This is a genomic window from Cupriavidus cauae (genome assembly GCF_008632125.1).
Lineage (GTDB): Bacteria > Pseudomonadota > Gammaproteobacteria > Burkholderiales > Burkholderiaceae > Cupriavidus > Cupriavidus cauae.
Genome location: NZ_VWRN01000025.1, coordinates 124,594 through 150,680 on the forward strand (window position 1 = coordinate 124,594; position 26,087 = coordinate 150,680).

The 26,087-nt window shown below is 69.3% G+C and carries 20 protein-coding genes; 14 read left to right on the forward strand and 6 right to left on the reverse strand.

Annotated features, from left to right (window positions below; genetic code table 11):
* Positions 1-121 precede the first annotated feature (121 nt).
* The 6 genes from F1599_RS08645 to F1599_RS08670 all read left to right on the forward strand — a co-directional run bounded on the left by F1599_RS08645 (position 122) and on the right by F1599_RS08670 (position 10,122).
* Complete coding sequence (locus tag F1599_RS08645) at positions 122-2,092, forward strand: lytic transglycosylase domain-containing protein (protein ID WP_150082766.1); 1,971 nt, start codon at positions 122-124, stop codon at positions 2,090-2,092.
* Positions 2,093-2,230: 138 nt separating this feature from the next.
* Entirely contained in the window at positions 2,231-3,253 is a 1,023-nt protein-coding gene (locus F1599_RS08650) for a complex I NDUFA9 subunit family protein (RefSeq protein WP_150082767.1), read from the forward strand.
* A gap of 186 nt (positions 3,254-3,439) precedes the next feature.
* A complete protein-coding gene (locus F1599_RS08655) occupies positions 3,440-4,129 on the forward strand; it encodes a glutathione S-transferase family protein (RefSeq protein ID WP_150082768.1) in 690 nt (229 codons plus the stop codon).
* A 25-nt stretch (positions 4,130-4,154) separates the two neighbouring features.
* Positions 4,155-5,399 carry a multifunctional CCA addition/repair protein gene (locus tag F1599_RS08660; protein WP_149317221.1) on the forward strand — a complete coding sequence of 415 codons (1,245 nt, stop codon included), beginning with the start codon at positions 4,155-4,157 and terminating at the stop codon, positions 5,397-5,399.
* A gap of 284 nt (positions 5,400-5,683) precedes the next feature.
* Positions 5,684-7,999 carry a hypothetical protein gene (locus tag F1599_RS08665; protein ID WP_150082769.1) on the forward strand — a complete coding sequence of 772 codons (2,316 nt, stop codon included), beginning with the start codon at positions 5,684-5,686 and terminating at the stop codon, positions 7,997-7,999.
* A 263-nt stretch (positions 8,000-8,262) separates the two neighbouring features.
* The gene (locus tag F1599_RS08670; protein ID WP_190286330.1) at positions 8,263-10,122 is read left to right on the forward strand and encodes a hypothetical protein; all 1,860 of its coding nucleotides are present in this window, start codon (positions 8,263-8,265) and stop codon (positions 10,120-10,122) included.
* On the opposite strand, the gene F1599_RS08675 is transcribed toward F1599_RS08670, so the two are convergent.
* A complete protein-coding gene (locus F1599_RS08675) occupies positions 10,117-10,311 on the reverse strand; it encodes a DUF2905 domain-containing protein (RefSeq protein WP_053820940.1) in 195 nt (64 codons plus the stop codon). The genes F1599_RS08670 and F1599_RS08675 overlap by 6 nt on opposite strands.
* A 15-nt stretch (positions 10,312-10,326) precedes the next feature.
* Positions 10,327-11,523, reverse strand: coding sequence for a class I SAM-dependent methyltransferase (locus F1599_RS08680; protein ID WP_150082771.1), 1,197 nt, complete (start codon positions 11,521-11,523; stop codon positions 10,327-10,329).
* A gap of 15 nt (positions 11,524-11,538) precedes the next feature.
* Here F1599_RS08680 and F1599_RS08685 point away from each other — a divergent pair, with 15 nt between their 5' ends.
* The 3 genes from F1599_RS08685 to ttcA all read left to right on the forward strand — a co-directional run bounded on the left by F1599_RS08685 (position 11,539) and on the right by ttcA (position 14,025).
* Entirely contained in the window at positions 11,539-12,384 is an 846-nt protein-coding gene (locus tag F1599_RS08685; protein WP_149317217.1) for an SDR family oxidoreductase, read from the forward strand.
* A 109-nt stretch (positions 12,385-12,493) separates the two neighbouring features.
* Positions 12,494-12,886, forward strand: a complete 393-nt coding sequence (locus F1599_RS08690) for a dihydroneopterin aldolase (protein WP_006575896.1) — start codon at positions 12,494-12,496, stop codon at positions 12,884-12,886.
* A gap of 161 nt (positions 12,887-13,047) precedes the next feature.
* Positions 13,048-14,025, forward strand: coding sequence for a tRNA 2-thiocytidine(32) synthetase TtcA (gene ttcA / locus F1599_RS08695; RefSeq protein ID WP_150082772.1), 978 nt, complete (start codon positions 13,048-13,050; stop codon positions 14,023-14,025).
* A 146-nt stretch (positions 14,026-14,171) separates the two neighbouring features.
* Here the strand turns inward: ttcA and F1599_RS08700 are convergent, their stop codons facing one another.
* On the reverse strand, positions 14,172-15,068 hold the full coding sequence (locus F1599_RS08700) for a DUF6279 family lipoprotein (RefSeq protein WP_150082773.1): 897 nt from the start codon (positions 15,066-15,068) through the stop codon (positions 14,172-14,174).
* Positions 15,069-15,358: 290 nt separating this feature from the next.
* Between F1599_RS08700 and glmU the strand changes: the two genes are divergently transcribed.
* Together glmU and glmS are read left to right on the forward strand one after the other, a co-directional pair.
* A complete protein-coding gene (gene glmU, locus F1599_RS08705) occupies positions 15,359-16,732 on the forward strand; it encodes a bifunctional UDP-N-acetylglucosamine diphosphorylase/glucosamine-1-phosphate N-acetyltransferase GlmU (protein WP_149317214.1) in 1,374 nt (457 codons plus the stop codon).
* 125 nt (positions 16,733-16,857) lie between these two features.
* Positions 16,858-18,696, forward strand: a complete 1,839-nt coding sequence (glmS, locus tag F1599_RS08710) for a glutamine--fructose-6-phosphate transaminase (isomerizing) (protein WP_149317213.1) — start codon at positions 16,858-16,860, stop codon at positions 18,694-18,696.
* Positions 18,697-18,831: 135 nt separating this feature from the next.
* Here glmS and F1599_RS08715 read toward each other — a convergent pair whose 3' ends face one another.
* Both F1599_RS08715 and F1599_RS08720 read right to left on the reverse strand, forming a co-directional pair.
* Positions 18,832-20,316 carry a heavy metal sensor histidine kinase gene (locus tag F1599_RS08715; protein ID WP_150082774.1) on the reverse strand — a complete coding sequence of 495 codons (1,485 nt, stop codon included), beginning with the start codon at positions 20,314-20,316 and terminating at the stop codon, positions 18,832-18,834.
* Positions 20,316-21,002, reverse strand: a complete 687-nt coding sequence (locus tag F1599_RS08720; RefSeq protein ID WP_150082775.1) for a heavy metal response regulator transcription factor — start codon at positions 21,000-21,002, stop codon at positions 20,316-20,318. The genes F1599_RS08715 and F1599_RS08720 overlap by 1 nt, the downstream gene beginning before the upstream one ends.
* A gap of 453 nt (positions 21,003-21,455) precedes the next feature.
* On the opposite strand from F1599_RS08720, the gene F1599_RS08725 reads away from it, so the two are divergent.
* From F1599_RS08725 to F1599_RS26435, 3 genes are all read left to right on the forward strand, one after another.
* Entirely contained in the window at positions 21,456-23,402 is a 1,947-nt protein-coding gene (locus F1599_RS08725) for a copper resistance system multicopper oxidase (protein WP_150082776.1), read from the forward strand.
* Positions 23,403-23,449: 47 nt separating this feature from the next.
* Complete coding sequence (locus F1599_RS08730) at positions 23,450-24,496, forward strand: copper resistance protein B (RefSeq protein WP_150082777.1); 1,047 nt, start codon at positions 23,450-23,452, stop codon at positions 24,494-24,496.
* Positions 24,497-24,753: 257 nt separating this feature from the next.
* Positions 24,754-24,885, forward strand: coding sequence for a hypothetical protein (locus F1599_RS26435; protein ID WP_255650794.1), 132 nt, complete (start codon positions 24,754-24,756; stop codon positions 24,883-24,885).
* A 91-nt stretch (positions 24,886-24,976) separates the two neighbouring features.
* On the opposite strand, the gene F1599_RS08735 is transcribed toward F1599_RS26435, so the two are convergent.
* Positions 24,977-25,702, reverse strand: coding sequence for a dienelactone hydrolase family protein (locus tag F1599_RS08735; RefSeq protein WP_223819533.1), 726 nt, complete (start codon positions 25,700-25,702; stop codon positions 24,977-24,979).
* Between the last annotated feature and the right edge of the window lie 385 nt (positions 25,703-26,087).

Below are 26,087 nucleotides of genomic sequence, written 5' to 3' on the forward strand. Positions count from 1 at the left end.
GCGTTAGTCCAGCGTCGGCCGGTGAGAAGTGCGTGTGATAATGTCCGCGGACTATTGGTTTTCAAGCGGTTCGGCAGCCACATGGAGGGCCGGCCGGGCCGCCACAACAAGGAAAGACAGGATGCGCAAGGGAGTATATCGGCAGCGTGCGGGACAGTTCGCATTGACGGCGATCGCCACCGCATTGAGCTGGACGCTGCTGGCAACGCCGGCCGCCGCGCAGAAGCGCACGGTATCGTCGAACGGGCAGGGCGCCGCATCGGCGATGATCCCGAGCAATCCGGACGACGCCTTCCGCGCGCTGCGCGAGGCCGCCCGCAAGAACGACGTGGCGCGCGCCTATGCGATCTCGGCCACGCTGGTCGACTACCCGGTGCCGTCGTACGTCGAATACTTCCGCATCAAGCCGCAGCTGTTCGACGCCAGCGGCCTGGCGCGCATCGACGCGCCGGACGACGAGGTGCGCGCGTTCCTGCAGCGCTACCAGGGCGAGGCGATCGCCGACCGCATGCGCAACGACTGGCTTCTGGTGCTCGGCAAGCGGCGCGACTGGGCCAACTTCGACGCGCAGTATCCGCAGTTCGTGCTGAAGGACGATACCCAGGTCGAGTGCTATGCGCTGCTGTCGCGCGCGCTCAAGGGGCAGAACGTCGCCGTCGAGGCGCGCGCGCTGCTGACCGAGCCGAAGAACTATGGCGAGGGCTGCGTCGACCTGATCGGCTATCTGTACCAGAGCCGCCAGATCACCCGCGCGGACGTCGCCTTCCAGGCCCGCACGGCGCTGGAGCAGAACTACACCACGCTGGCCGGGCGCATTGCCGCCACCGTGCCGGACGGCGCCGTCGACGGCGATACGCTGGCCACGGTGGTCAAGATGGCGCGCAACGATCCGGCCCAGGCCGCCGCCTACCTGACCGCCAGCTCCGGCAGCCTGTCGCGCGACGAGCAGGGCGCGGGCTGGGGCGTGGTCGGCCAGTTCGCCGCCAAGAAGCTGCTGCCCGACGCGGCCGGCTACTTCCGCCGTCAGGTCGAGCTGGGCGGCAACCAGTGGCTGTCGACCGAGACGCAGGAATGGCGCGTGCGCGCGGCGCTGCGCCAGGGTGACTGGAAGCTGGTGCGCCTGGCGATCGAATCGATGCGCCCGGAATTGCGCACCAAGGATCCGGCCTGGACCTACTGGCTGGGCCGGTCGCTGGCCGAAGCGGGCCGCAACGACGAGGCCCGCCAGCAGTACCAGGCCATCGCCAGCGGCTTCCATTTCTACGGCCAGCTGGCCAGCGAGGAGCTGGGCCAGCGCATCACGCTGCCGCCGCGTACCCAGGTCAGCGATGCCGAGGCCATGGCGATGCGCACGCGCCCCGGCTTCCAGCGCGCCAAGGCGTTCTACGACATGGACCTGCGCTTCGAGGGCAACCGCGAGTGGAACTGGGAGCTGCGCGGCATGAGCGACCGCGAGCTGCTGGCCGCGGCCGAGTACGCGCGCCGCATCTCGCTGCTGGACCGCACCGTCAACACCGCCGACCGCACGCAGTCGCAGCACGACTTCTCGCTGCGCTTCCTGATGCCGTTCCGCGACATCATGCAGCGCGCCACCGACGAGGCCGGCCTGGACATGGCCTGGGCCTACGGCATCATCCGGCAGGAATCGCGCTTCATCATGAACGCGCGCTCGTCCGCCGGCGCGCACGGCCTGATGCAGGTGATGCCCGCCACCGCCAAGTACGTCGCCCGCAAGATCGGCATGACGGACTTCACGCCGTCGATGATGAGCGATCCGAACGTCAACATCCTGCTCGGCACCAGCTACATGAGCATGGTGCTGACCGACCTGGACAGCTCGCAGACGCTGGCCTCGGCGGCCTACAACGCCGGCCCGGGCCGGCCCAAGAGCTGGCGCACCAGCCTGTCGCGGCCGGTCGAGGGCGCGATCTTCGCCGAGACCATTCCGTTCACGGAGACGCGAACCTACGTCAAGAATGTGCTCTCCAACGCCACGTACTATGCTGCATTGATGCACGGACATCCGCAGTCGCTGAAGGCGCGGCTGGGCACCGTGGTGCCGTCGCAGGTGACCACCACCAGCCTGCCCTGATGGTGCGCTGAAGGCGCGCTCGCGCGATGTCCGCCGCTGTGTCCGGCCTGAACCGAAAGCAGGCCGAACGCAGCGCGAACGCTGGGTCGAAACCCGCCGCGGCAGCCGTGCCGCGGCCACCGTGCCACGGAGGACATCATGCTGACGAGCAATGTACTGGTGATCGGCGGTTCCGGCTTTATCGGCAGTCATCTGGTCGCGCGCCTGTCGGGCGTGGCCAACCACAGCAACGCGCCGCTCGAGCACGCGACGGTGGTGATCCCGCCGATGGACCCTGAGCGGATCGTGGTGGCAACCCGCAACGAGGACAATGCGCGCGATCTGCTGGCCCTGCCGCGGGTAGAGATCGTGGTGCTCGATGTCACCGACGAGGCGGCGCTCGACAGCGCGATCGGTTCGCTGGGCATCGAGGGCATCGTCGTCAATCTGGTCGGCGTGCTGCACGGCGGGCGCGGCGATCCTTACGGGCCCGGGTTTGCTGCGGCCCATGTCGAGCTGCCGCGCCGGCTGATCGACTCGATGCGGCGCACCGGCGTTCGCCGGCTGCTGCATATGAGCGCGCTCGGCGCCGACAGCGCTGGCCCGTCGATGTATCTGCGCAGCAAGGGCGACGGCGAGCGCGCGGTGCGCGAGAGCGGGCTCGACTGGACGGTCTTCCGCCCCTCGGTGGTGTTCGGCCCCGACGACCATTTCCTCAATCTGTTCGCCAGCATGCAGCGGCTCGCGCCGGTGGTGCCGCTGGCCTGCGCGCAGGCGCGCTTCCAGCCGGTCTACGTGCAGGACGTCGCGCAGGCGATGGTCAATGCGATGGCGACCCCGGCCACCATTGGCCGCTGCTACGAGCTGGGCGGCCCGCAGGTCTATACGCTGGAGGAACTGGTGCGCTTCGCCGGCGAGGCGTCGGGCCATCCGCGGCCGGTGCTGGCGCTGCCCGATGCGCTGGCGCGCCTGCAGGCGGCCGTGCTGGAACACATGCCGGGCGGCCCGGTGATGTCGCGCGACAACCTCGATTCGATGCGTCTGGACAATGTGCTGAGCGGCCCCATGGCGCCGGAGCTGGGCGTACATCCGACCAGCCTGGAGGCGGTGATGACCGAGGCGCTGTCGGGCGGCCGGGAGACCCGGCTGGAGGCGCTGCGCTCGAGCGTGCATCGGCGGTGAGGAACACGTTGGCGCGCCGCCTATGTGACCCGGATTGACACCGCTTGCGAGTCCAATTCGTTTGGTCCGGTCCGGAGCCGCTGGCTACAATGTTCGGCCTGAAGCGCAGAGTGGCGCGCCGAGCCGTCTCCCCGGCATGCCATCCACGGTGCGCGCCTCGCTCTCTCCCTCTCGAAGGACTCGCAAATGAAGCTCGTCATCGGCAACAAGAACTATTCCTCCTGGTCGTTGCGTCCCTGGCTGCTGATGTCGCATGCCGGCATTCCGTTCGAGGAAGTGCCGGTGCGCCTGTTTACGCCGGGCTTCGCCGAGGAGATCGGCCGCTATGCGCCGGCCAACAAGGTGCCGGCGCTGATCGACGGCGATATCCTGGTGTGGGACTCGCTGGCGGTGGTCGAATACCTGGCCGAGCGCTTCCCCGACAGGCAGCTGTGGCCGCAGGATCCGGCCGCGCGCGCGTTCGCGCGTTCGATCTGCGCCGAGATGCATGCGGGCTTCGGCAATCTGCGCAGCCAGATGCCGATGAACCTGAGCGCGATGCTGCCCGGCATGGGCTGGAACGTCGCGGTGCAGCGCGATATCGACCGCATCGTGCAGCTGTGGCAGCAGGCGCGCGAGCGCTTCGGCCAGGCCGGCCCCTTCCTGTTCGGTGCTTTCTCGATCGCCGACGCCTACTATGCGCCGGTGGTGTGCCGCTTCGCGACCTACGGCGTCCATCTGCCGGAACCGGCCAAGGCCTACGCGGACCTGGTGCTGGAACTGCCGGCGCTGCAGCGCTGGATCGCCGCCGCCCGTGAGGAGCGCGATTTCCTCGCGCCGGACGAGCCGTATCGCGTCGCGCCGGATCGCGACGACGCGGTCGTGGTCCATCACTGAAGGACCGGACCGGGGAAGGAGCTTCATGCAGATCTACGCCGTCGGCGGCGCCATCCGCGACCAGCTGCTGGGCACGCCGAGCCAGGACCGCGACTACGTGGTCGTCGGCGCGACCCCGGCGCAGATGGAGGCGGCCGGCTTCAAGCCGGTCGGCAAGGACTTCCCGGTCTTCCTGCATCCGCGCACGCGCGAGGAATACGCGCTGGCGCGCACCGAACGCAAGACCGCCGCCGGCTACAAGGGCTTTGCCTTCTATTGCTCGCCCGACGTCACGCTGGAGGACGACCTGATCCGGCGCGACCTGACCATCAATGCGATGGCCCAGGCGGTCGACGAGCACGGCGAACTGGTCGGCCCGGTGATCGATCCGCACGGCGGCCAGCGCGATCTGGCCGCCCGGGTGTTCCGCCACGTGTCGCCCGCCTTTGCCGAGGACCCGGTGCGCATCCTGCGGCTGGCGCGCTTCGCGGCGCGCCTGCCCGAGTTCACCGTCGCGCCGGAGACGCTGGCGCTGATGCGGTCGATGGTGGACAGCGGCGAGGTCGATGCGCTGGTCGCCGAGCGGGTCTGGCAGGAACTGGCGCGCGGGCTGATGGAGGCGCGCCCGTCGCGGATGTTCGAGGTCCTGCGCGAGTGCGGCGCGCTGGCGCGGCTGATGCCGGAACTGGACCGGCTGTGGGGCGTGCCGCAGCGCGCCGAGTATCACCCCGAGGTCGATACCGGCGTCCACGTGATGATGGTCATCGATACCGCCGCCGCGATGCAGGCGCCGCTGACCGTGCGCTTCGCCGCGCTGGTCCATGACCTGGGCAAGGGCACCACGCCCGCCGACGTGCTGCCGCGCCATATCGGCCACGAGCAGCGCAGCGTGGCGCTGCTCGAAGCGGTCTGCAAGCGGCTGCGCGTGCCGACCGATTGCCGCGACCTCGCCGTGCTGGTCGCGCGCGAGCACGGCAATATCCATCGATCCGGCGAATTCGGTGCCGCGGCGGTGACGCGGCTGCTGGAGCGCTGCGACGCGCTGCGCAAGCCCGAGCGCTTCGCCGAGGCCCTGCAGGCCTGCGAGGCCGACGCGCGCGGCCGGCTCGGCTTCGAGCAGCGCGACTATCCGCAACCGGCGCGCCTGCTGGCCGCTCGCGAGGCCGCCGCCGGCGTCGATGCCGGCGCCATCGCGCGCGAATGCGCGGGGCAGGTCGAGCTGATCCGCGAGCGCGTGCACCAGGCACGCGTCGCCGCGGTGGCAGGCGTGCTGGGGCAAGCCGGGGCCTGACGCGCTGCCGGCCGGGGGCCTGACGCGCGGCCCACACAAAGCCACAGGCGGCCCTGCAGGCGCGGCCGTGGCAGCAAGCTGCCGCTGCAAATCGAAAGAGAGCGTCCGGCGAGGCCAACACAATGGCGCCTCGCTCGAATGCGGGGTCCCTTGGCCCGCCGTCTGGCATTCGAGCCGATCGTCGCCGACGCCTGCCCTCCGAGTGCATCGTCCCTTCATCATGGCGGACCCCCACCGGGCACGGCAGCCACGCGTCGGCGTTGTCCTCTCCGAGGTCATACGCCATGCCAGATCCCATCGCTCCGTATTTCCCCGCCTGTCCGATGCCTTCGGCATCGAACGAATCCGGCGCCCAGGCAACCGCCGATGTCCATGCCGATGCCAATGTCGGTCTCCCTGCCAACTCCCATGCCGACGCCGATGCCGGGCCCGATGCGCAGACCAGCACCGGCTGGCATCGCCTGCCCGCGGAACTCGTCGCCCATGTCGGCAGCTTCCTGCCATGGCAGGCGCTCGATGCGCTGCGCCTGACCCACAAGCGCACGCATCAGGCGCTGGCATCGTGCACCGTGACGGCCCGCGTCGGCTGGCGCATCGCCTGCGTGTCGAGCCTGTCGACGCTCAGGTACACCGTGCGAGCGCTGCGCGACCCGCTGCTGTCCGATGCCAACCGGGCGAACGAGCTGTGTGCGCTGGCCGAACGCCTGCCGAGGCTGGATGGCGGCATGGTCGCGGCCGCACGCGATGTCCTGCTCGAAGGCATTGCGCGGCTGCCTGCCCCGCTGCGGGCACGGCCCGTGGTCGGCGTCATGCAGGGCCTGGCTCGTTGCGAGGAACTGGTTTGCCATCCACGCGGCGCCTTGCCGCTGTTGCTGGCGGTGGAGCACCTGCCGCCCGCGCAGCGCGCCGAGCCGCTGATCGCATGCCTGCGTATCGCCTCGCTGACGCAGGACGCGATGCCGGATGTCGACGAGTGGATCGATGAGGCGCTGCAGCTGCCCATGCCCGACCGCGGTGCCGTGCTGGCGCAGATACTGCGGCGTTTTCCGTTCGTCCGCGCAACGCGCGCCGACGAGCGCGTGCAGCAGTTCCTGCAGGCCCGTGCCCGACTGCAGACGCCCGACGGCGAGCCCTCATGGAGCGAGCAGGCTGCCGTGCTGGCCGGCCTCGCGGATACGCTCGACGTTCAGTGGGAAGCGGGTTATGTCCGGGACGAGCCGGCAGCGCATCGACTGTGGTGCGATCTGCTGGAGGCCGCGCGGGCCTTGCCCCCCGGTCCCGCGCTCGACGTGATGGTCGCCCTTGCCGGACCCGGGTCGCAGCGGCTCAGCGACAGCGCCGCGCAGCGCTGGCCCCTGCTGTGGAACGCGGGCCAGCGTTTCGCCGCCGATCCGGCGCGGTGGACGCGCTGGCTCGGCGCACTGGCCGCCCATCACGGATGGGCGGAGCCACCGGATGCCTGGGACCGCCTGTTCGACGCGGCAGCAACGCTGCCGCCGGACGGGCAAGGCCCGGTGCTCGCCATGCTGGCGCGCGGCGTCGCGGTGCCGGTCGAGGCGGCCGACCGCGAGGCCCGCTGGCACGCGCTCCACGAGCGGATCGTCGCGGTACCGGCGGCGTCGCGGGCCGGGCCGCTGGCGGAACTGGCCGATGCCTTGCTGACCGACGAGGCGGACATGGAGGACCCTCGCTGGCAGCGCCTGCTCGACGCGCTGCGCCCGCTGCCGGCGGCGTCGCAGGTCAAGGTATTGCTCGCATGCATCGAAATCGGCAACGTGGAGCGGTTCTGGGCGCCGTGCCACCGGATCATCATGACGCGCCTGCCGATGGAAGAGCGGGCCGGGGTACTGACCCAACTGGCCGACTGGATTGCCCAACTCGCGCCGCATGCGCAGCGGGCCCCGGCGTGGTGGGACATCGCCCGATCGGTGCCGGCCCTGCCGCCCGCGCAGCGGCATGCGCCGTGGCAGATGTTGTTGCGGCGTGTGCATCGGGTGTTCGAGTTCGACCCGGAAGGGCATCGACGCGCGTGGGACACGCTCGCCGAATTGCTGGCCGGACAGCCGCCCGTTGCCCGCCAGCAATGCCTGCTCGGTGCGACCTGGAATGCCGACGCCGGACGGTGCGAATTGGGTCCTGATGCAGGTACGCGATCTGCCCGCCGCGCTGCAGGGCGAGGTGCTGGCCCGGCTGGCGCGTTGCGCCGGCGCGCAGGGCCCCATGGCCTGGCATGCCAGCGAACGCGTGACGGCATGGATGGAACTGGTGCGCGCGGTACGGGAATTGCCGACGCACTATCGCGGCGCGCCGCTGCCATCGCTGGCGCGCTTGCTGGGCGAACTGCCCCACGGCATCCGCCTGGCGGCCCGCTCGCACTTCGTCGCGCTGCTGCGCGGCGTGGCGCCCGACGACATACCGGCCGGGTTCCAGCCGATCGCTCCCTTTGCGGAATCCGCGCTGGTGCGCCGTGTATTGAAGCGGCCGCGGTATCCGGTGGCGATGCGGGCCATCGCGCCGAAGCGCGAGCGGATCGACGAGACCTGGCCCTGAGCCGTTTCACGGAGGCACCATGCTTCGGCAAATCGATGCTGGCTTCATGACGCACCAGGCGTTCGCGCCGACCGCGGCTCCTGGGCAAACCGGGCCGACGGGGCAACGCGAGCCGGGCGGGCCGGGCAGGCAGACGCGCGCCACATGGCACGAACTGACAACCGATCTGTTGCGGCATGTCGCCGGCCATCTGGACCATCGCCCCCTTTGCGGGATGGCGCAGACCGACCGGCGCACGCGAGTAGCACTCGCGTCGATGATCCAGTCGGCAAGGATCGACTGGTGCATCGGCCGCGTGTCCAATCTGTCGACCTTGCAGGCTGCGCTGCGGGAAATCGATCGAGGCGTCATTGCGCCGAACCTCCGCGCCGGCCATATGGCCGCACTGGCCGAACGCCTGGCGTCGATGCACCCGTTCGTGAGCGCGAGGGCGTGCGGTCCGATGATCGAGGCGGTCGCGACGCTGCCGGCCGACCTGCGCCAGCGCCCGCTGTGCGCATTGCTGTCGTGCTGCGGCAAGTTGGCGCACCTGGCCACGCGCCAACGCATCGTCGACCACGTGGAGATGACGCGGCACCTGCGCTCGCTGCAGGGATCGCTGTTGCAGCTGGTGTGCGGACTGCCGCCGCCGCAGCAGTCCACGGCGCTGCTGGCCTTTTGCACCGAATTTCCCCGCTTGACGCAGGAGGCGGCCGCCGCGTTGCCGGCATGCCTGCAGCGCGCCATGGCGGTGCCGGGCGCGCAGGTTGCGCCGTTGATCACGGCGATGTGTTGGGCGGTACGTTCGCTCGGCAGGGCCCCGGTCGAGCTGCTGGCCACCGTGCAATCGGCCTACCCGGCATTGGCGCAGCAGGAAGGCGCGGCCGCCATGGCACAGCGCACTGCCGTGCTGTGTGCGCTGGCGGACGCAGCGGGGCCGGCGTGGCTGCATGCCGACGACATCGACCTGTCGGCCCAGCTGCGGCAGTGGGTATGGGAGGCGCTGCGGGATCTGCCTGGCGAGAGCCGGCTTCAGGTGCTGAGCCGGGTCGCCGCGTGGAGCCATGCCGGATCGTCGCGCGAGCAGGTGCTGGAATGCAGCAACCGCCTGTGGACCGAACGGCAGCACGCGTGTACCGATGCGGCGGCGCGGGCCCATTGGCTCGCGATCGTCTGCAAGGCGGCGCCCGGCGTCTGTGTGGCGCCGCGTCTGTGGGGCGACCTGTGGGCGGAGGCGGGCAGGCTGACACCGCCGAGATGCGCGGTCCTGATCGCGTCGCATGCTTCCTCGCTCGGCCTGCTGCCCCATGAGGCCAGGCGCGACGCCTGGTCCGGGCTGTTCGGGCATGCCGTCGACGCGCTGCCGATCGACCATCGCGCGGGGCCGCTGCAGGCCCTGGCCGCCGCGCTGGCGGAATTGAGCGGACCCTATCCCGATGCGCGCTGGAACGCGATGACCGACGCCGCCGCACGGTTGCCGCCGGCAGGACGCGCGCCGCTGCTGTACGCGTTCTGCGCCGCCTTTCCGGACCAGTGCGAGCGCCACTGGGAGGGCTATCTGGACCTGTTGGCGCAGTTGCCGCCCGCTGCCTTGAACCGCGAGCTGCAACGGGCCTGCGATCAGCTGCGTCGGCTATCGCCGGGGATGGCGGCGCGCGCGGTGCCGCGCCTGGCCGCCTTGCTGCCACGCCTTTCCGCCGATCACCGCGAGCAACCCTGGCTGGCGCTTTGGCGGCTGACCGGGGTGATCCTCGGCCCGGCGGAGCGGGCACCGGCATGGGCGGCCTTGCTGCGGACGATTGCCCCGCAGCCGCCGGCCCTTGAGCAGCGGTGGCTGGTGGCAGCCGCGGCGATCGACCACGCCGATGCTTGCCTGCTGTTGCTCGAGCGCGCCGCCGGCCTGCCGGCCGCTCGGCGCGCCAGCGTGCTGTCGGAACTGGCGCGTGGCTCCGTGGCGGGGCGCCCGCGAGAGACGTGGCCGGAAATATGGCAGGCGCTGGTGGAGGCGGTGCGGCGCTTGCCGCCGGCGTATCGCGGTTCGCCGCTGCACGCGCTCAGGGAATTGCAGATCGCGTTGTCGGAAGCGGATGGCGGGCCGTGGCCCGAGGGGCTGAGGGCGCTGACGGCGCTGACTACGCTGTACGACGGGGTGCCGCCGATGGACCTGCCGCCGGCACCCGGCGCACCGTCATAGCAGCCGGCCGACCAGCAGCGCGATCAGCGACAGCAGCACGGTCGACGCGAACGGCAGCACCCATTCGCGGCCGAACAGCCGGAAACGCACGTCGCCCGGCAGGCGGCCCAGTCCGATCTTTTGCAGCCACGGCAGCGCGGACGACAGGATGATCACGGAGAGGAAGATGGTCAGTGTCCAGCGCAGCATGGGGGCGTTCCGTGGCTACAGGGTGTGGCTGCGGTCGCCCGCGGCAAAGCCGATCGGCACGCTGTCGCCCAGGCCGCGCGTCAGCGCGATGGCCTTGAACAACTCGCCCATTTCGGCTTCGGACAGCAGCTTCTGCACCGCGTTGGCGGCCGGCAGGAAGCTGCGGGCATCGTTGGGGTCCAGCGACATCAGCAGTTCGGTGATGCCGGCATTCATCAGCAGGCGCGCCTGCGAGGCGAAGCCCGCAACCTCCAGGCCCGCGTCCACCGCCGCCTGCGCGATGCCGCTGAAGTTGACGTGGGCCGTGATGTCCTGCAGCCCCGGATAGAGGAACGGATCGGGGTGGGCGTGATGGCGGTAATGGCACATCAGCGTGCCGCCGGTGCGCTGCGGATGGTAGTACTCGCTGGCCGGAAAGCCGTAGTCGATCAGCAGCGCCGCGCCGCGCGACAGCATTGCGCCGAGCGAGCGGACGAAGCCCTCGGCCTCGGCATGGGTCTCGGTGACGATGTCGTGGTCGCCCGGAATCGCGGCGACGGCGGCGGGCACGTCGGCCGCGCCAAGCGGCCGGTCGGCGAAGCGGAAGCGCGCATCGTTGCCATGCTCGCCGCCATCGCTGCGCGCGACCCCGCGCTCATGCCAGACACCGCCAACCCGCGCGTAGAGCCGTACCGGCATCGCGTCGAGGACCTCGTTGCCGATCGCCACGCCCGCGAAGCGCGCGGGCAGGGCGTCGAGCCACTGCACCCGGGCGGCCAGATGCGGGGCGCGCGCGGCCAGCGTGGCCTGCTGGCGGGCGCGCAGCTCGCCGGACAGTTCGACGATCCAGTAGCGCGAGGGCAGCCGGCCCTCGGTTTCGAGCGCCAGCAGCAGATCCGCCGCCAGCCGGCCCGTGCCGGCGCCGAATTCCATCACCTCGTCCAGGCCCTGCTCGAGCCATTGCGCCAGCTGGCGCGCCAGCGTACGGGCGAAGAACGGCGTCAGTTCGGGGGCGGTGATGAAGTCGCTGCCGTCGCGCACGTCGCGGCCGAACTTGGCCGCGCCGCCGCTGTAGTACCCGAGCCCGGGCGTGTAGAGCGCCATCGCCATGTAGCGATCGAAGCCGAGCCAGCCTTGCGCGGCGTCGATCGCCTCGCCGATGCGCGCGGCCAATGCCGTGGAGGCATCGAGCGCGTCCGCGGAGGGAAGGGGTAAACTACCGGTTTTCTGCATCCCGCGATTGTAGCAATGCCAGATTTCACTTCTTCCGACGCCGCGCCCGGTTCGACGACGGCCTCGTCCTCGGCCTCGTCGACGCAGGCGGTCGCGCCCGGCCCCAGCCGCGGCATTGCGCTGGTGACGGGCGGCGCCCGCCGCATCGGCCGCGCGATCGCGCTGGAACTGGCGGCGCGCGGCTGGGATATCGCGGTGCACTGCCATCGCTCGCGTGACGAGGCCGAGGAGGTCGCCGGACAGATCCGCGCGCTCGGCCGCCGCGCCGCGGTGCTGCAGGCGGACCTGGCCGACGAGGCGGCGACCGGCGGGCTGATCGCCGCCTGCACCGCCGCCCTCGGCACGCCGACCTGCCTGGTCAACAACGCCTCGCTGTTCCAGTACGACGTCGCCACCAGCTTCTCCTACGGCTCGCTCGATACGCATATGCGCACCAATGTCGCCGCGCCGCTGCTGCTGTCGCGCGAGTTGCACCGGGCGCTGCCGGACGATGCGCGCGGCGTGGTGATCAACCTGCTGGACCAGAAGCTCGACAACCTGAACCCGGACTTCCTCTCGTACACGCTGTCCAAGGCCGCGCTGCAGACGGCGACGATGCAGCTGGCCCAGGCGTTGGCGCCGCGCCTGCGCGTGGTCGGCGTGGCGCCGGGCATCACGCTGGTGTCGGGCGACCAGTCTGGCGGCGGCTTCAAGCGCGCGCACCGGATGACGCCGCTGGGCCAGTCGTCGACGCCCGACGATATCGCCCAGGCCGTGGCCTATCTCGCCGAGGCCCGCGCGGTCACCGGCACTACGCTGTACGTGGACGGCGGCCAGCACCTGATGCCGCTGGCGCGCGACGTGATGTTCCTGACCGAATGACTTCCCTGGAGCCGCGGCCGCCTGTACCATCGGCGGCCTTTGCCGGTTCCAGATTCCCGATTTCCGGCTCCCTTCTCTCCCCCGTCTCCCCTTTCTCGCCCACGCCGCCATGTCCGCCGCTCTTTCCCATCCCAGCCTGCAAGACTGCCGCCGCATGTTCCTGCGCAACTACGAAGTGCAGATCAACATCGGCGTGCACGAGTTCGAGAAGAAGGGCGAACAGCGCGTGCTGATCAACATCGACCTGTACGTGCCGCTGGCGGAAAGCACGCCGCACGACGACAAGCTGCACGAGGTCGTCGACTACGACTTCATGCGCAATACCGTCGCCGAGCGCATGGCGCTGGGCCACGTCCACCTGCAGGAGACGCTGTGCGACGACGTCGCCCGCGCGATGCTGCGCCACCCCAAGGTGCGCGCGGTGCGGGTGTCGACCGAGAAGCCGGACGTGTATCCTGATTGCGATTCGGTCGGGGTCGAGGTGTTTCATATCAAGAGCTAGGCCGGCGATCGGCCCGCCGTCGAGCCGGGCGCCAGGCTTGCCGCTGGGTCGCGCGTCTTCGTGATGCCCCCGGCACTTGATGCAGCCGCTGGGGCGCTCCGCTAAAATACCCGGTTCGATTGCGCCCGAACGGCGCCCCGCCCGTTGCCTTCCCTCCCGCCATGACCGAAACGACCCACTCCAGGAACTTCTACCGCCTCGAGACCTATCTGCAGTCGCAGACCGGCCGCGCGATCGGCGACTTCAAGATGATCGAGGACGGCGATACGGTGCTGGTCTGCCTGTCGGGCGGCAAGGACTCGTACACGATGCTGTCGGTGCTGATGGCGCTGCAGAAGCGCGCGCCGATCGACTTCAAGCTGATCGCGATGAATCTCGATCAGAAGCAGCCGGGCTTCCCCGAGGACGTGCTGCCGCGCTACCTCGACAATATCGGCGTGCAGTACGTGATCGTCGAGGCCGACACCTATTCGATCGTCAAGGAGAAGGTGCCGGAGGGCAAGACCACCTGCTCGCTGTGTTCGCGGCTGCGCCGGGGCGTGATCTACCGGACCGCGAAGGAGCTGGGCGCCAACAAGATCGCGCTGGGCCACCATCGCGACGACATCGTCCAGACCTTCTTCCTGAACATGTTCTTCGGCGGCAAGATGAAGGCGATGCCGCCGAAGCTGGCCACCGACGACGGCCAGCACATCGTGATCCGCCCGCTGGCCTATTGCTCGGAGAAGGACATTGCCGCCTATGCGCGCGCGATGGAATTCCCGATCATCCCCTGCAATCTGTGCGGCTCGCAGGAGAACCTGCAGCGCAAGAAGGTCAAGGAAATGCTGCTCGAGTGGGAGCGGCAGAATCCGGGCCGCATCGACAATATCTTCTCGGCGCTGAAGAACGTGGTGCCGTCGCACCTGGCCGATACCGAGCTGTTCGACTTCAACGGCCTGGCGACCGGGCTGGCCAAGGTCGACGAGGCCTCGCTGTTCGCCGACTCGACCTTCTCGCAGCAGCCGCTGGTGTTCGCCGGCGGCAGCGCCGAGAACCGGATGGAATTCGTCCGTTTCGAGAGGCCGGGGGGGCGGGGCGCGCAGGCCGAGGGCGCGGCGGTGGCCGCTGCCGCGGCGGCCGCGTCGGCGGCCGAATAAGGCCTCGGGGACTCGGCACCGGTTCGTTCAGGCTTCGGCGGTCCAGCACCGGTTCGTTCAGCGCGCCTTCGGCGCTCCTGCGGGCTCTCTCACAGCTCGCCTTCCGCTCTCCTTCGGGTTTCCTTCGACTTTCTTTCGGCGCCGCCTCAGTTGGCCGCGCGCGACGGCACCGTGGCCGGCTGCCGCGGCGCCTCGCGCATCAGCGACTGCGTATCCTCGATCCACTTCTGGAAGCGCTCGACCGCGTGGCGCTTCTGCTCCGGCGTGGTCATGTTGGCGATCTGCGCCGCCACCGTCAGTCCGGCCTCGGTATTGGCCTCGTAGCTGACGCGGCGCTCGCGCGTCGGCGGCGCCTGCCACTGGTCGCCGAAGCGCTGCAGCAGCGCGATCACGCGGGCCTTGGGCGGGTGTTCCGCCTGGACCTGCCGGACCAGCGCCATCCAGGCCTGCTGGCGTTTCACCCGTTCGCCGAAGCGCGACTCGGCGTTGTCGACCACCGGGCGGAGCGCGGCGCGGATCGCGTCCTGCTGCTCGCGCGAGAAGCGCCCGTAGATCAGCGTGGCCCACTCCATCACCTTGTCGTAACGGGCCTCGAGGCGATCGTCGGGGCTGCCGCGCAGGAATTTCCTGCGGTACTTCTCGTTGCCGTCGGCGAACTTGCGCTCCATCCGCTTGATCTGGTCCGGCGTCAGTGTCAACAGCAGATCGGCGACATCCGGGATCGCATGGTCGAAGGCGACGCGGGCCATCCGTTGCGTATCGTCGCGCACGCGCTCCAGCTGGGCCTCGGTCACCGGCCCTTGCACCTCGCTCTTGGCGCGTTGCAGCAAGGCGGCGATCTCGGGCAGCTGCTCGCGCCGGTGCCAGGCGAAGAAGCGGGCGATCGCATCCCGGGTCTGCGGCTCCTGGTCGTCGGTGACGTCGACATAGTTGTCGATCCACCAGTAGGCCAGGTGGTCGCCCTGCTGGTAGCCGAGCTTCATCGCATTGCAGGCGGTCAGCAATACCAGCATCCCCGCCGCGATCAGTTCGCGCCACCGCACATTGTGAATTTGCGCAACAGCCGTCAAGCGGCGGATACCCCCCATGCTAGAATCGCCGGACGCGCCAACGGCACCTCTCCGCCGCCCGCCAGGCAAGGTCTGGCAACGGTTTGCGGACGATGGCGGGGTGCCGGCGACGGCTTCCGCATGGCTCCGTCCATGGCGGGATGAGGCCGATGAACGGTCCACCGTCCGCCAGTTGCGCCAACGCCCGGCTGTCACGTCGGGGCTGGTCGCGCGTCTTTCCGATCCGGATGTCAATTCGGGCGCACTCACTTAGGAACCTCCTCGTGAACATCGTCATTCTCGCCGCCGGCATGGGCAAACGGATGCATTCCGATTTGCCGAAGGTGCTGCATCCGCTGGCCGGCCGGCCGCTGCTTGCTCATGTGATCGATACCGCGCGTACGCTGTCGCCGACGCGGCTGGTGGTGGTCGTGGGCCATGGCGCCGAGCGGGTACAGGCTGCGGTCGCCGCGCCCGATGTCGCCTTCGCGCTGCAGGCCCAACAGCTCGGAACCGGCCATGCGGTGATGCAGGCGCTGCCGCTGCTCGATCCGGCCCAGCCGACGCTGGTGCTGTACGGCGACGTGCCGCTGACCCGGGCCGACACGCTGGCCCGTCTGGTGGAAGCCGCCGGGCAGGACCGCTTCGGCATCCTGACCGTCGAGATGGACGATCCGACCGGCTACGGCCGTATCGTGCGCGACGCCGCCGGCAGCATCGCCCGCATCGTCGAGCAGAAGGACGCCAGCGAAGCCGAGCGCGCGATCCGCGAGATCAATACCGGCATCGTGGTCTGCCCGACCGCGAAGCTGACCGAGTGGCTGTCCACGCTGCGCAACGATAACGCGCAAGGTGAGTACTACCTCACCGATACCGTCGAGCGCGCGGTCGCCGATGGCGTCGAGGTCGTGTCCGCCCAGCCGGGCGCGCTGTGGGAGACGCTGGGCGTCAACAGCAAGGTGCAACTGGCCGAACTCGAACGCCTGCACCAGCGCAACCAGGCGATGCGCCTGCTGGAAGCCGGCGTGACCGTGCTCGACCCGGCCCGGATCGATATCCGGGGCGAACTGACATGTGGCCGAGACGTCACGATCGACGTGGGATGCGTGTTCGAGGGACGGGTTCACCTGGAAGACGGCGTGCAGATCGGTCCTCACTGTGTGATCCGGGATAGCCGCATCGGTTCCGGGGCACGCGTGCTGGCCTTCTGCCATCTGGAGCAGGCGCAGGTCGGCGCGGACGGCCGGATCGGGCCCTATGCCCGGCTGCGTCCCGGCACCGAACTGGGCGAGGACGTCCATATCGGCAACTTCGTCGAGGTCAAGAACAGCCAGATCGCCGCGCACAGCAAGGCCAACCATCTTGCCTACGTCGGCGACGCCACGGTCGGCTCGCGCGTCAACATCGGCGCCGGCACCATCACCTGCAACTACGACGGCGTCAACAAGCACCGCACGGTGATCGAGGACGACGTCTTCATCGGCTCGGACTCGCAGCTGGTCGCGCCCGTCACGGTACGCCGCGGCGCGACGCTGGGCGCCGGCACCACGCTGACCAAGGAAGCGCCGGCCGACCAGCTGACGCTGTCGCGCGCCAAGCAGACGACCATCCCCGGCTGGCAGCGGCCGGTCAAGCAGCCCAGGCAGGGCACGAAGTAAGATAGGCGCACCGCGCTGGCCGGCGCGCAAGGCCCGGGGCGGGCGGCACAAGCGCCCGCCAGCCAGGACATCGAACAAAGCATCAACGCAGGCGGTCACGAGCCGCGGCACCCAGGGAGAGCAACATGTGTGGCATCGTCGGCGCGGTTTCGACGCGCAATATCGTTCCGGTTCTGATCGAAGGCCTGCGCCGCCTGGAATACCGCGGCTATGACTCGTGCGGCGTGGCAGTGGTCCGCGAGGACACGCTCGAGCGCGCCCGCACCGTGTCGCGGGTGGCGGACCTGGACGAGCAGACGCGCGGCTCCGGCCTGTCCGGCACGATCGGCGTGGCCCACACGCGCTGGGCCACGCACGGCAAGCCCGACACCATCAACGCCCACCCGCACTTCTCCGGCGAGACCATCGCGCTGGTGCACAACGGCATCATCGAAAACTACGAGCCGCTGCGCGACGAACTGCGCGCCGCCGGCTACGGCTTCGATTCGCAGACCGATACCGAAGTGGTCGCCCATCTGGTGCATCAGGCCTACACCTATCCGAGCAGCGCCACGCGCGGCGACCTGTTCGCCTCGGTGCGGGCGATCACCAAGCGCCTGCACGGCGCCTATGCGATCGCCGTGGTCGCCAAGGACCAGCCCGACTGCGTGGTCGGCGCGCGCGCCGGCTCGCCGCTGGTTGCTGCGCTCGGCGAAGGCGAGGCCTTCCTCGCCTCCGACGCGCTGGCCGTCGCCGGCACCGCCAACCGCGTGATCTATCTGGAAGAGGGCGACGTGGTCGAGGTGCGCCGCGACGCGATCACGATCCACGACGTCAACGACGAGCCGGTCGAGCGCGAAGTGCGCGTGGTCGAAGCCCATGCGGCGGCCGTCGATCTCGGCCCGTACCGGCATTTCATGCAGAAGGAAATCTTCGAGCAGCCGCGCGCGCTGGCCGACACGCTCGAGGGCATCGAAAGCATCGAGCCGAGCCAGTTCGGCGAACGCGCCGCGCAGGTGTTCGCCAATATCGACAGCGTGCTGATCCTGGCCTGCGGCACCAGCTATTACTCGGGCTGCACCGCCAAGTACTGGCTCGAAGCGATCGCCCGCATCCCGACCCAGGTCGAGGTCGCCAGCGAATACCGCTACCGCGAAACGGTACCCAATCCGCGCCAGCTGGTGGTCGTGATCTCGCAATCGGGCGAGACCGCCGACACGCTGGCCGCGCTGCGCCATGCCAAGGGCCTGGGCCACGAGCACACGCTGTGCATCTGCAACGTCGCCAGCAGCGCGATGGTCCGCGAAACCGAGCTGCGCTTCATCACGCGCGCGGGCACCGAGATCGGCGTCGCCTCGACCAAGGCCTTCACCACGCAGCTGGCCGCGCTGTACATGCTGACGCTGGCGCTGGCCAAGCTGCGCGGCACGCTGTCGGAGGAAAGCCAGGCCAGGGCGCTGGCGAACCTGCGCCACCTGCCGGCCGCGCTGCACGGCGTGCTGGCGCTGGAGCCGCAGATCATCGCCTGGTCGGAGGACTTCGCCCGCCGCGAGAACGCGCTGTTCCTCGGCCGCGGCCTGCACTATCCGATCGCGCTGGAAGGCGCGCTGAAGCTGAAGGAAATCTCGTACATCCACGCCGAGGCCTATCCGGCCGGCGAGCTCAAGCACGGGCCGCTGGCGCTGGTGACCGAGGCGATGCCGGTGGTCACGGTGGCGCCGAACGACGCGCTGCTGGAAAAGCTGAAGTCGAACATCCAGGAAGTGCGTGCCCGCGGCGGCCGGCTTTATGTGTTCGCCGACGCGGACACGCACATTACGTCGACCGACGGCATCCAGGTGATCCGCCTGCCCGAGCACTACGGCGACCTGTCGCCGATCCTGCATGTGGTGCCGCTGCAATTGCTGGCGTATCACACCGCGTGCGCGCGTGGTACCGACGTCGACAAGCCGCGCAATCTGGCGAAGTCGGTGACGGTGGAATAAGGAAATCGGCAAGGCGTTGCCCTCAGCAAAAAGGGCGCTGCGGCACCGGCCGCAGCGCCCTTTTTCATGCCCGTCAGCTGGTCCGCGGCGGTCAGCACTCGGTCAGTCCTCGGTCAGTCCTCGGTCAGTCCTCGGTCAGTCCTCGGTCAGTCCTCGGTCAGTCCTCGGCCCATCATCCATCCGCTTCGGAAACCGCAACGCAAACCGCGTCTTCCCCCGCTCGGACCGCACCGCGATATCCCCGCCGTGCGCCAGCATGATGGCCCTGGTAATCGACAGCCCCAACCCCACGCTGTCCGATTCCGGCCTCGTGCGGGACTTGTCCCCGCGAGAGAAGCGGTCGAAGATCGAAGGCAGCAAGGCGGCGTCGATCTCGGCGCCGTCGTTCTCCACCGCGACCTCGACGTGTTCTCCGGCGTCCGCCACCTCGACGACGATCGTGCCGCCGGGCGGCGTATAGCGCAGCGCATTCGAAATCAGATTGCTCAGCGCCCGCCGCAGCATCAGCCGGTCGCCCTGGATGCGGCCGTCGCCCCGCAGATCCAGTCGCACCGCCTTGTCCTCGGCCAGCGCCTCGTAGAAGTCGAACAGCGCGCGCACCTCGTCGGCGATGCGGATCGCCTCGGTGTTCGGCAGATCGAGCCCGTGTTCCATCTTGGCCAGGTACAGCATGTCGGACACCATGCGGGCGAGGCGCTGCAGTTCCTCGGCGTTCGACGCCAGGATGTCGCGGTAATTGCCGGCATCGCGTGGCTGCGACAGCGCAACCTGGGTCTGCGTCATCAGGTTGGTGATCGGCGTGCGCAGCTCGTGCGCCAGGTCGGACGAGAATTCGGACAGCCGGCGGAAATCGTCCTGCAGCCGCGCCAGCATCGCGTTCAGGTTCGCCGCCAGGTCCGCCATTTCAACCGGCACCGCTTCGACGGGCATCCGCTCGTACAGCTTGCTGCCCGTCACGGTCTGCGCGCGCGAGGCCATCGTGCGCAGCGGCGACAGCCCGCGGCGCGCCGCCCACCAGCCGAGCACGCCGCTGGCCAGCGCGGCCAGCGCGATATAGAACACCAGCGACTGGCGGAACGCGTGAATGAAGTGATCGTGGATCTCTGTGTCCATGCCGACCAGCATGCGCAGCGGCTCTCCCGTGCCCGGATCGCGCACCGTGCGGACCATGCCGCGATACAGCTGGCCGTTCTGCCGCCATTCGAGCCCATTGCCCTGCGAGCCGTCCGCGCCATCGGCACCGTCCGCAGCGTTCGCACCGGCCGCGCCGTCCGCATCGAGGCGCGCCCCCGCATCCGTCCGCGCCGCCGCCTCGAGCGCCGCGCCGAAATCGAAGCCGGGGCTCGCAAACAGCGGCTCGCCTCGCTTGCCTTGCACATGGATCAGCAGGCCGCCGTGGTGCTTCTGCGCGTCGGCCAGCCGCGCCGCGATGCCGTCGGACGGGCCCGTCGCCACGATCCGTTCGACCATGCGCAGATTGTCCCCGAGCAGCGCGTAGTCCTGATCGGCGAAGTGCCGGTCCATCGCCCAGAAGATCAGCCAACCCAGGCCCAGCAGCACGCAGGCGGAGGTCAGCGAGAACAACGCGGTCAGCCGGGCCGTCAGCGAGAGGCGCGGCATCAGTCGCCGTCCTCCGGGTTCTCGAGCACGTAGCCCATGCCGCGTACCGTCTGGATCAGCTTGAGGTCGAAGTCGTCGTCGATCTTGGCGCGCAGGCGGCGGATGGCGACGTCGATCACATTGCTGTCGCTGTCGAAGTTCATGTCCCAAACCTGCGAGGCGATCAGCGAGCGCGGCAGCACCTCGCCCCGCCGGCGCGCCAGCAGTTCGAGCAGCGAGAATTCCTTGTTGGTCAGCACGATGCGGCGGCCGGCGCGGGTGGCGCGGCGGCGGGCCAGGTCGAGCACCAGGTCGGCGATCTGGATGCGGTCCAGCGCTACTTGCGTGGCGCCGCGGCGCAGCAGCGTGCGGACGCGCGCCAGCAACTCGGCAAAGGCAAAGGGTTTGACCAGATAGTCGTCGGCGCCGAGCTCCAGGCCCTTGACGCGATCGGCCACGCTGTCGCGCGCCGTCAGGAACAGCACCGGGACCCGGTTGTCGGCGGCCCGCAGCGTCTGCACGATGCGCCAGCCGTCGACGTCGGGCAGCATCACGTCGAGCACGATCAGGTCGTACGGCTCGGTCATGGCCAGATGCTGGCCATCCAGGCCGTTGGCGGCCAGGTCCACCACGAACCCCGCCTCGGTCAGCCCCTGCCGCAGGTATTCCCCGGTCTTGGCCTCGTCTTCGACTACCAGCAATTTCATCGGCGCTTCCTGCTTGCTACTCTCTGCTTCCCGCTTCCCGCTTCCCGCTTCCCGCTTCCCGCTTCCCACTTCCCACTTCCCGCTTCCCACTTCCCGCTTCCCACTTCCCGCTTCCGGCTTCCTGTGCCGCGCGTCGGGCTTCGGCTTCCTGTTTTCCGCGTCCCGCTGTGGGCTGTGCCCTGCGCGCGTCGCCGGCCATCGGCGCCTGGCGCAACCGTCGCGATAGTGTAGGGCGAGGCGGCCCAACATGACGCCAACCTTACCGGAATGTAATGTCGGGGTAATTGGTTGGTTACTGCCTGGTCCTTATCCTGCCGAGGCCATTTGCGATTGACGATCACCGATTGAAGCGTCTCCGACGCCGATCGTGCGATCGTCGACGCGGGTGGTCGACGCCGATCGCCGACGCCGATCGCCGACGCCGATCGCCGATAGACCACAAGGACCGCCTCCATGCCCCGTAGCGCCCCAACCACCCTGGCCCTGCCGCCTCATCTGTCCCGCCGGCGCTTCGTGCAAGGGCTGGTCGCGGGCGGCGTGCTCGGTGCACTGTCCGGCGTGCCCGGCGCGGCATGGGCGCAGCGCGCGGACCGTCCGCGGCGGGCGGGCAGCGGCAGCGCGCCGGTGCTGACCGGCACCGAGTTCGACCTGTTCATCGAAGAGGCGGTCGTCAACTTCACCGGCAAGCCCGCCATCGCCCACACCATCAACGGCATGCTGCCGGGCCCGACGCTGCGCTGGCGCAAGGGCGATACGGTGACCATCCGCGTGACCAACCGCCTGCGCGAGCCGACCTCGATCCACTGGCACGGCATCATCCTGCCGTTCGAGATGGACGGCGTGCCCGGCATCAGCTTCCCCGGCATCGCGCCGGGCGAGACCTTCACCTACCGCTTCAAGGTCGTGCAGAGCGGCAGCTACTGGTACCACTCGCACTCCGGCTTCCAGGAGATGACCGGCGTCTACGGCGGCCTGATCATCGACGGCGACGACGATCCGATCCGCGCGGACCGCGACCATACCGTGCTGCTGTCCGACTGGACCGACGAGGACGGCATGCGCGTGCTGTCCAAGCTCAAGACCCAGAGCGACTACTACAACTACAACCAACCCACCGTCGTCGACTTCTTCCGCGATGTCGCCAACGACGGCATCAAGGCCGCCGTCGACAAGCGCCGCATGTGGAACCAGATGCGGATGAGCCCCACCGATCTGGCCGACCTGTCCGCGCATACGCTGACCTACCTGACCAATGGCGTGACGCCGGCCGGCAACTGGACGGGCCTGTTCAAGCCGGGCGACAAGGTTCGGCTGCGCTTCATCAATGGCAGCGGCAATACCTTCTATGACGTGCGCATTCCGGGGCTGAAGCTCAAGGTCGTGCAGGTCGACGGCCAGAACATCGAGCCGGTGACGGTCGACGAATTCCGTTTCGGTCCCGGCGAGACCTGCGATGTCCTGGTCGAGCCGCGCGACGAGGCCTACACGATCTTCTCGCAGGCGATGGACCGCACCGGCTACGCGCGCGGCACGCTGGCGACGCGCGAGGGGCTGCAGGCCGCCGTGCCCGCGCTGGACAAGGCCGAGTGGCTGACCATGACGGACATGATGGGCGACATGGGGGCGATGGGTGGGATGGCTGGGATGAGCCATGGCGGCGGGCACAACCACGGCGCCATGCATGGCACGCACGGGACGGACAGCGAGCGCGGCATGCACAGCACGCATGGCGCGCATGGTACGCACGGCACGCATGGCATGCACAGCATGCACGACACGCACGGGGCGCACGGCATGCACCACGGCGGCATGGCGATGGACCACGGCCAGCACGCCATGCCGACGGTGCCGGCAAACGGCTCGCTGAAGATCCCCAGCAGGACCGCCCGCCACGCGCGCACCGAATACGGCCCGAGCACCGATATGCGGGTCGACATGGCACGGACCAACCTCGACGACCCCGGCATCGGGCTGCGCAACAACGGACGCCGCGTGCTGACGCTGGCCGACATGCGCACGGTCGGCGGTCCGATGGACCCGCGCGGGCCGAACAGGGAAGTGGAACTGCACCTGACCGGCAATATGGAGCGCTACACCTGGTCCTTCGACGGCCTGGAGTTCGGCAAGTCCACGCCGGTCCATTTCCGCCACGGCGAGCGGCTGCGCGTGATCCTGCATAACGACACGATGATGACCCACCCGATGCATCTGCACGGCATGTGGAGCGAGCTGGAGGCGCCGGACGGCTCCTTCCAGGCGCGGCGGCACACGATTCCGGTGCAGCCGGCCCAGCGCATCAGCTTCCTCGTCACGGCCGATGCGCTCGGCCGCTGGGCCTGGCATTGCCATCTGATGATGCATATGGACGCAGGCATGTTCCGCGAAGTGCTGGTGGCCTGACTGGCCCGATGTTCCATCCAAATTCCAAGACGCACGGGGCCCGAGCCATGCCATCGAACATACTTCTTGCCATCCTGCTGGCAGCCGCCGGCATCGGGGCTGCTTGGGGGCAGCAGCCGCACCAGCACGATCACGGTGACCACCAGCAGCATCAGCAGCACCAGCAGCACCCGCAGCACCCGCAGCACCAGGAGCATCAGCAAGACCAGCAGCACCGACAGGACCAGCAGCACCAGGAGCATCAGCAAGACCAGCAGCACCGGGAGCATCAGCAACACCAGGAGCATCAGCAGCATCAGCACGGCAGCGCCGCGAAGCCGGCAATGGACCACGGCGACATGAAGATGCAGGGCGGCAGCGCGCCGCCCGATGCCCGCGATCCGCACGCCTATTCCGGTGGCCATCGCCTCGGCGTCGGGCAGTACGCGCTCGGTCCCCATCGGCAGCTGCATATGGCCGACGAGCACCTGTTCGGCTCGGTACTGGTGGACCGCCTCGAATGGGCGCGCGGCAGCGACACCAACGCGGCCGCCTACGAGGCGCAGGCCTGGTTCGGCGGCACCTATGACCGGCTGGTCATCAAGGCCGAAGGCGAGGTCGAGCGCGGCAAGGTCCACGAGGCCCGCACCGAACTGCTGTGGGGCCACGCCATCGCCAGCTATTGGGACACGCAGCTCGGCATCCGCAACGACGCCGGCCACGGTCGCCCCGCACGCAACTGGCTCGCATTCGGCGTGCAGGGGCTGGCGCCCTACTGGTTCGAGCTCGACGCCACCGGCTACCTCGGCACCGAAGGGCGGACGGCGCTGCGGCTGTCCGCCGAGTACGAGCTGCTGGTCACGCAGCGCCTGATCCTGCAGCCGCGCGTCGAGGCCAATTTCTACGGCAAGAACGACCGCGAGATCGGCGTCGGCAGCGGCCTGTCCAACGGCGCGGTCGGCGTGCGCCTACGCTACGAGTTCAGCCGCCAGTTCGCGCCGTACATCGGCGTCGAGCGCTACCAGACGTTCGGCAATACCGCCGACATGGTGCGCGCCTCCGGCGGCCGCAGCGGCGAGACGCGCTTTGTCGCCGGCGTGCGCGTCTGGTTCTGAGCCGCCCGCCGACAACGGTCCGCGGCCTGCTGCGCGGCCCCCACAGGTCCGCCGAACAGGTCCGGTAGAGGTTCCGTTTGCAGCATTGACAATACCTCGTGCAGATTCTGCGACATCGACTGCCTTACCGAAGCGGACGACGCCTACGCTGCGCACGATAGGTCTCCCCACGCCGGTATCACGCCCGATCGGCGCGCTGGCACGCTCGATGCATCGGTTCGAGTCCGGACGTCTTGTCCGCACATCCGGAGACCATCATGACTCAGCAACAGCAAGGCCAAGGCCAGAAGAGCGGCAGCAAGCAGCAGCAACAACAGCAGCAAAGCAAGGGCGGCCAGCAGCAGCAAGGCGGCCAACAGCGCGAGCGCAAGCAGCAGCAACAGAAGTAAGGCAGTGCGGGAGGATGCGGCGGCGAATGCCCGGAGGGCTTCGCCGCCTGCTTTTTTTTTGCGGGCGGCAAGAAGAAACCTGCCGTCGCCGCTAGCCTTTCGCCCCCAGCTGCTCCGCCAGGAACGCCTTCATCGCGGCCCAGGAGCGCCTGTCGGCCCGCGGGTCATGGACGATGCCGCGCTCGGGGAAATTCGCGCCGGCGAAGGTGAAGGCGTGGCGGGCGTGGCCGTAGGCGTGCAACTGCCAGTCCGCTCCCGCGTCGGTCAGTTCCCTGGCAATGGCCAGCACATCGGCCGGCGGCGCGACCGGGTCTTCCCAGCCGTGCAGCAGCAGGACGCTCGCGGAGATTGGCCGCTGCGGGCCGATCCGTGGCGGCTGCAGAACGCCGTGGATGCTGATGGCGGCGACCAGGTTCGGCGGCGCCGCGCGTGCCAGGTCCAGCGCGCACAAGCCGCCGAAGCAGTAGCCGACCGCGGCGATGCGGCGCGGGTCGACGCCGGGAAGCGCCGTGGCGGCATCGAGTCCCGCCAGCAGCCGGCGCTGCAACAGGGCACGGTCGGCCAGCATCGGATTCATCAGATGCGAGTTGTCGCCCATCGGGTCGCCGCGCACGCCCTTGCCATAGACGTCGGCGGCGAAGCAGACGTAGCCCAATGCGGCGAGCCGGCCGGCGCTGCGCTTGATGGGCTCGCTCAGGCCGCTCCACTCGTGGGCCAGCAGCACGCAGGGCGCGGATGACCCGAGGCCGGCGGGCCGGGCCACGTAACCCTCGAAGGTTGTCGCGCCGTCGGTGTAGTCGACGAGCGTTCGTTCCAACGCAATCTCTTCAACGTCCATACGTCCCTCCTGTCGAGTGCCGCAGGATGCCGCGGCGCGGACGCGCCGTATTGAACGTTTGGGACCGTTTTGAACCGCTGGACCGCCTCGACCGCCTCGACCGCCTGGGACGACTTGGGACTCGGGACTCGGGACTCGGGACTCGGGACTCGGGACTCGGGACTCGGGACTCGGGACTCGGGACTCGGGACTCGGGACTCGGGACTCGGGACTCGGGACTCGGGACTCGGGACTTGCGACTTGGGACTTGGGACTTGGGAGTTGGGACGGCCGGAGACGGCCTGGGACGGCCGGAGACGGCTTGGGACGGATTGGGACGGCTAGGGACGGCCGGGGACAGCTTGGGACGGCTGGGGATGGCTGA

Coding starts and splice junctions, on each gene's coding strand:
- F1599_RS08655 (WP_150082768.1), top strand. CDS start 3,440: ATGAAGCTCGTCATCGGCAACAAGAACTATTCCTCCTGGTCGTTGCGT.
- F1599_RS08720 (WP_150082775.1), bottom strand. CDS start 21,002: ATGAAATTGCTGGTAGTCGAAGACGAGGCCAAGACCGGGGAATACCTG.
- F1599_RS08680 (WP_150082771.1), bottom strand. CDS start 11,523: ATGCAGAAAACCGGTAGTTTACCCCTTCCCTCCGCGGACGCGCTCGAT.
- F1599_RS26435 (WP_255650794.1), top strand. CDS start 24,754: ATGACTCAGCAACAGCAAGGCCAAGGCCAGAAGAGCGGCAGCAAGCAG.
- F1599_RS08650 (WP_150082767.1), top strand. CDS start 2,231: ATGCTGACGAGCAATGTACTGGTGATCGGCGGTTCCGGCTTTATCGGC.
- F1599_RS08660 (WP_149317221.1), top strand. CDS start 4,155: ATGCAGATCTACGCCGTCGGCGGCGCCATCCGCGACCAGCTGCTGGGC.
- F1599_RS08645 (WP_150082766.1), top strand. CDS start 122: ATGCGCAAGGGAGTATATCGGCAGCGTGCGGGACAGTTCGCATTGACG.
- F1599_RS08665 (WP_150082769.1), top strand. CDS start 5,684: ATGCCAGATCCCATCGCTCCGTATTTCCCCGCCTGTCCGATGCCTTCG.
- F1599_RS08690 (WP_006575896.1), top strand. CDS start 12,494: ATGTCCGCCGCTCTTTCCCATCCCAGCCTGCAAGACTGCCGCCGCATG.
- F1599_RS08715 (WP_150082774.1), bottom strand. CDS start 20,316: ATGCCGCGCCTCTCGCTGACGGCCCGGCTGACCGCGTTGTTCTCGCTG.
- F1599_RS08730 (WP_150082777.1), top strand. CDS start 23,450: ATGCCATCGAACATACTTCTTGCCATCCTGCTGGCAGCCGCCGGCATC.
- F1599_RS08675 (WP_053820940.1), bottom strand. CDS start 10,311: ATGCTGCGCTGGACACTGACCATCTTCCTCTCCGTGATCATCCTGTCG.
- F1599_RS08685 (WP_149317217.1), top strand. CDS start 11,539: ATGCCAGATTTCACTTCTTCCGACGCCGCGCCCGGTTCGACGACGGCC.
- F1599_RS08725 (WP_150082776.1), top strand. CDS start 21,456: ATGCCCCGTAGCGCCCCAACCACCCTGGCCCTGCCGCCTCATCTGTCC.
- glmS (WP_149317213.1), top strand. CDS start 16,858: ATGTGTGGCATCGTCGGCGCGGTTTCGACGCGCAATATCGTTCCGGTT.
- ttcA (WP_150082772.1), top strand. CDS start 13,048: ATGACCGAAACGACCCACTCCAGGAACTTCTACCGCCTCGAGACCTAT.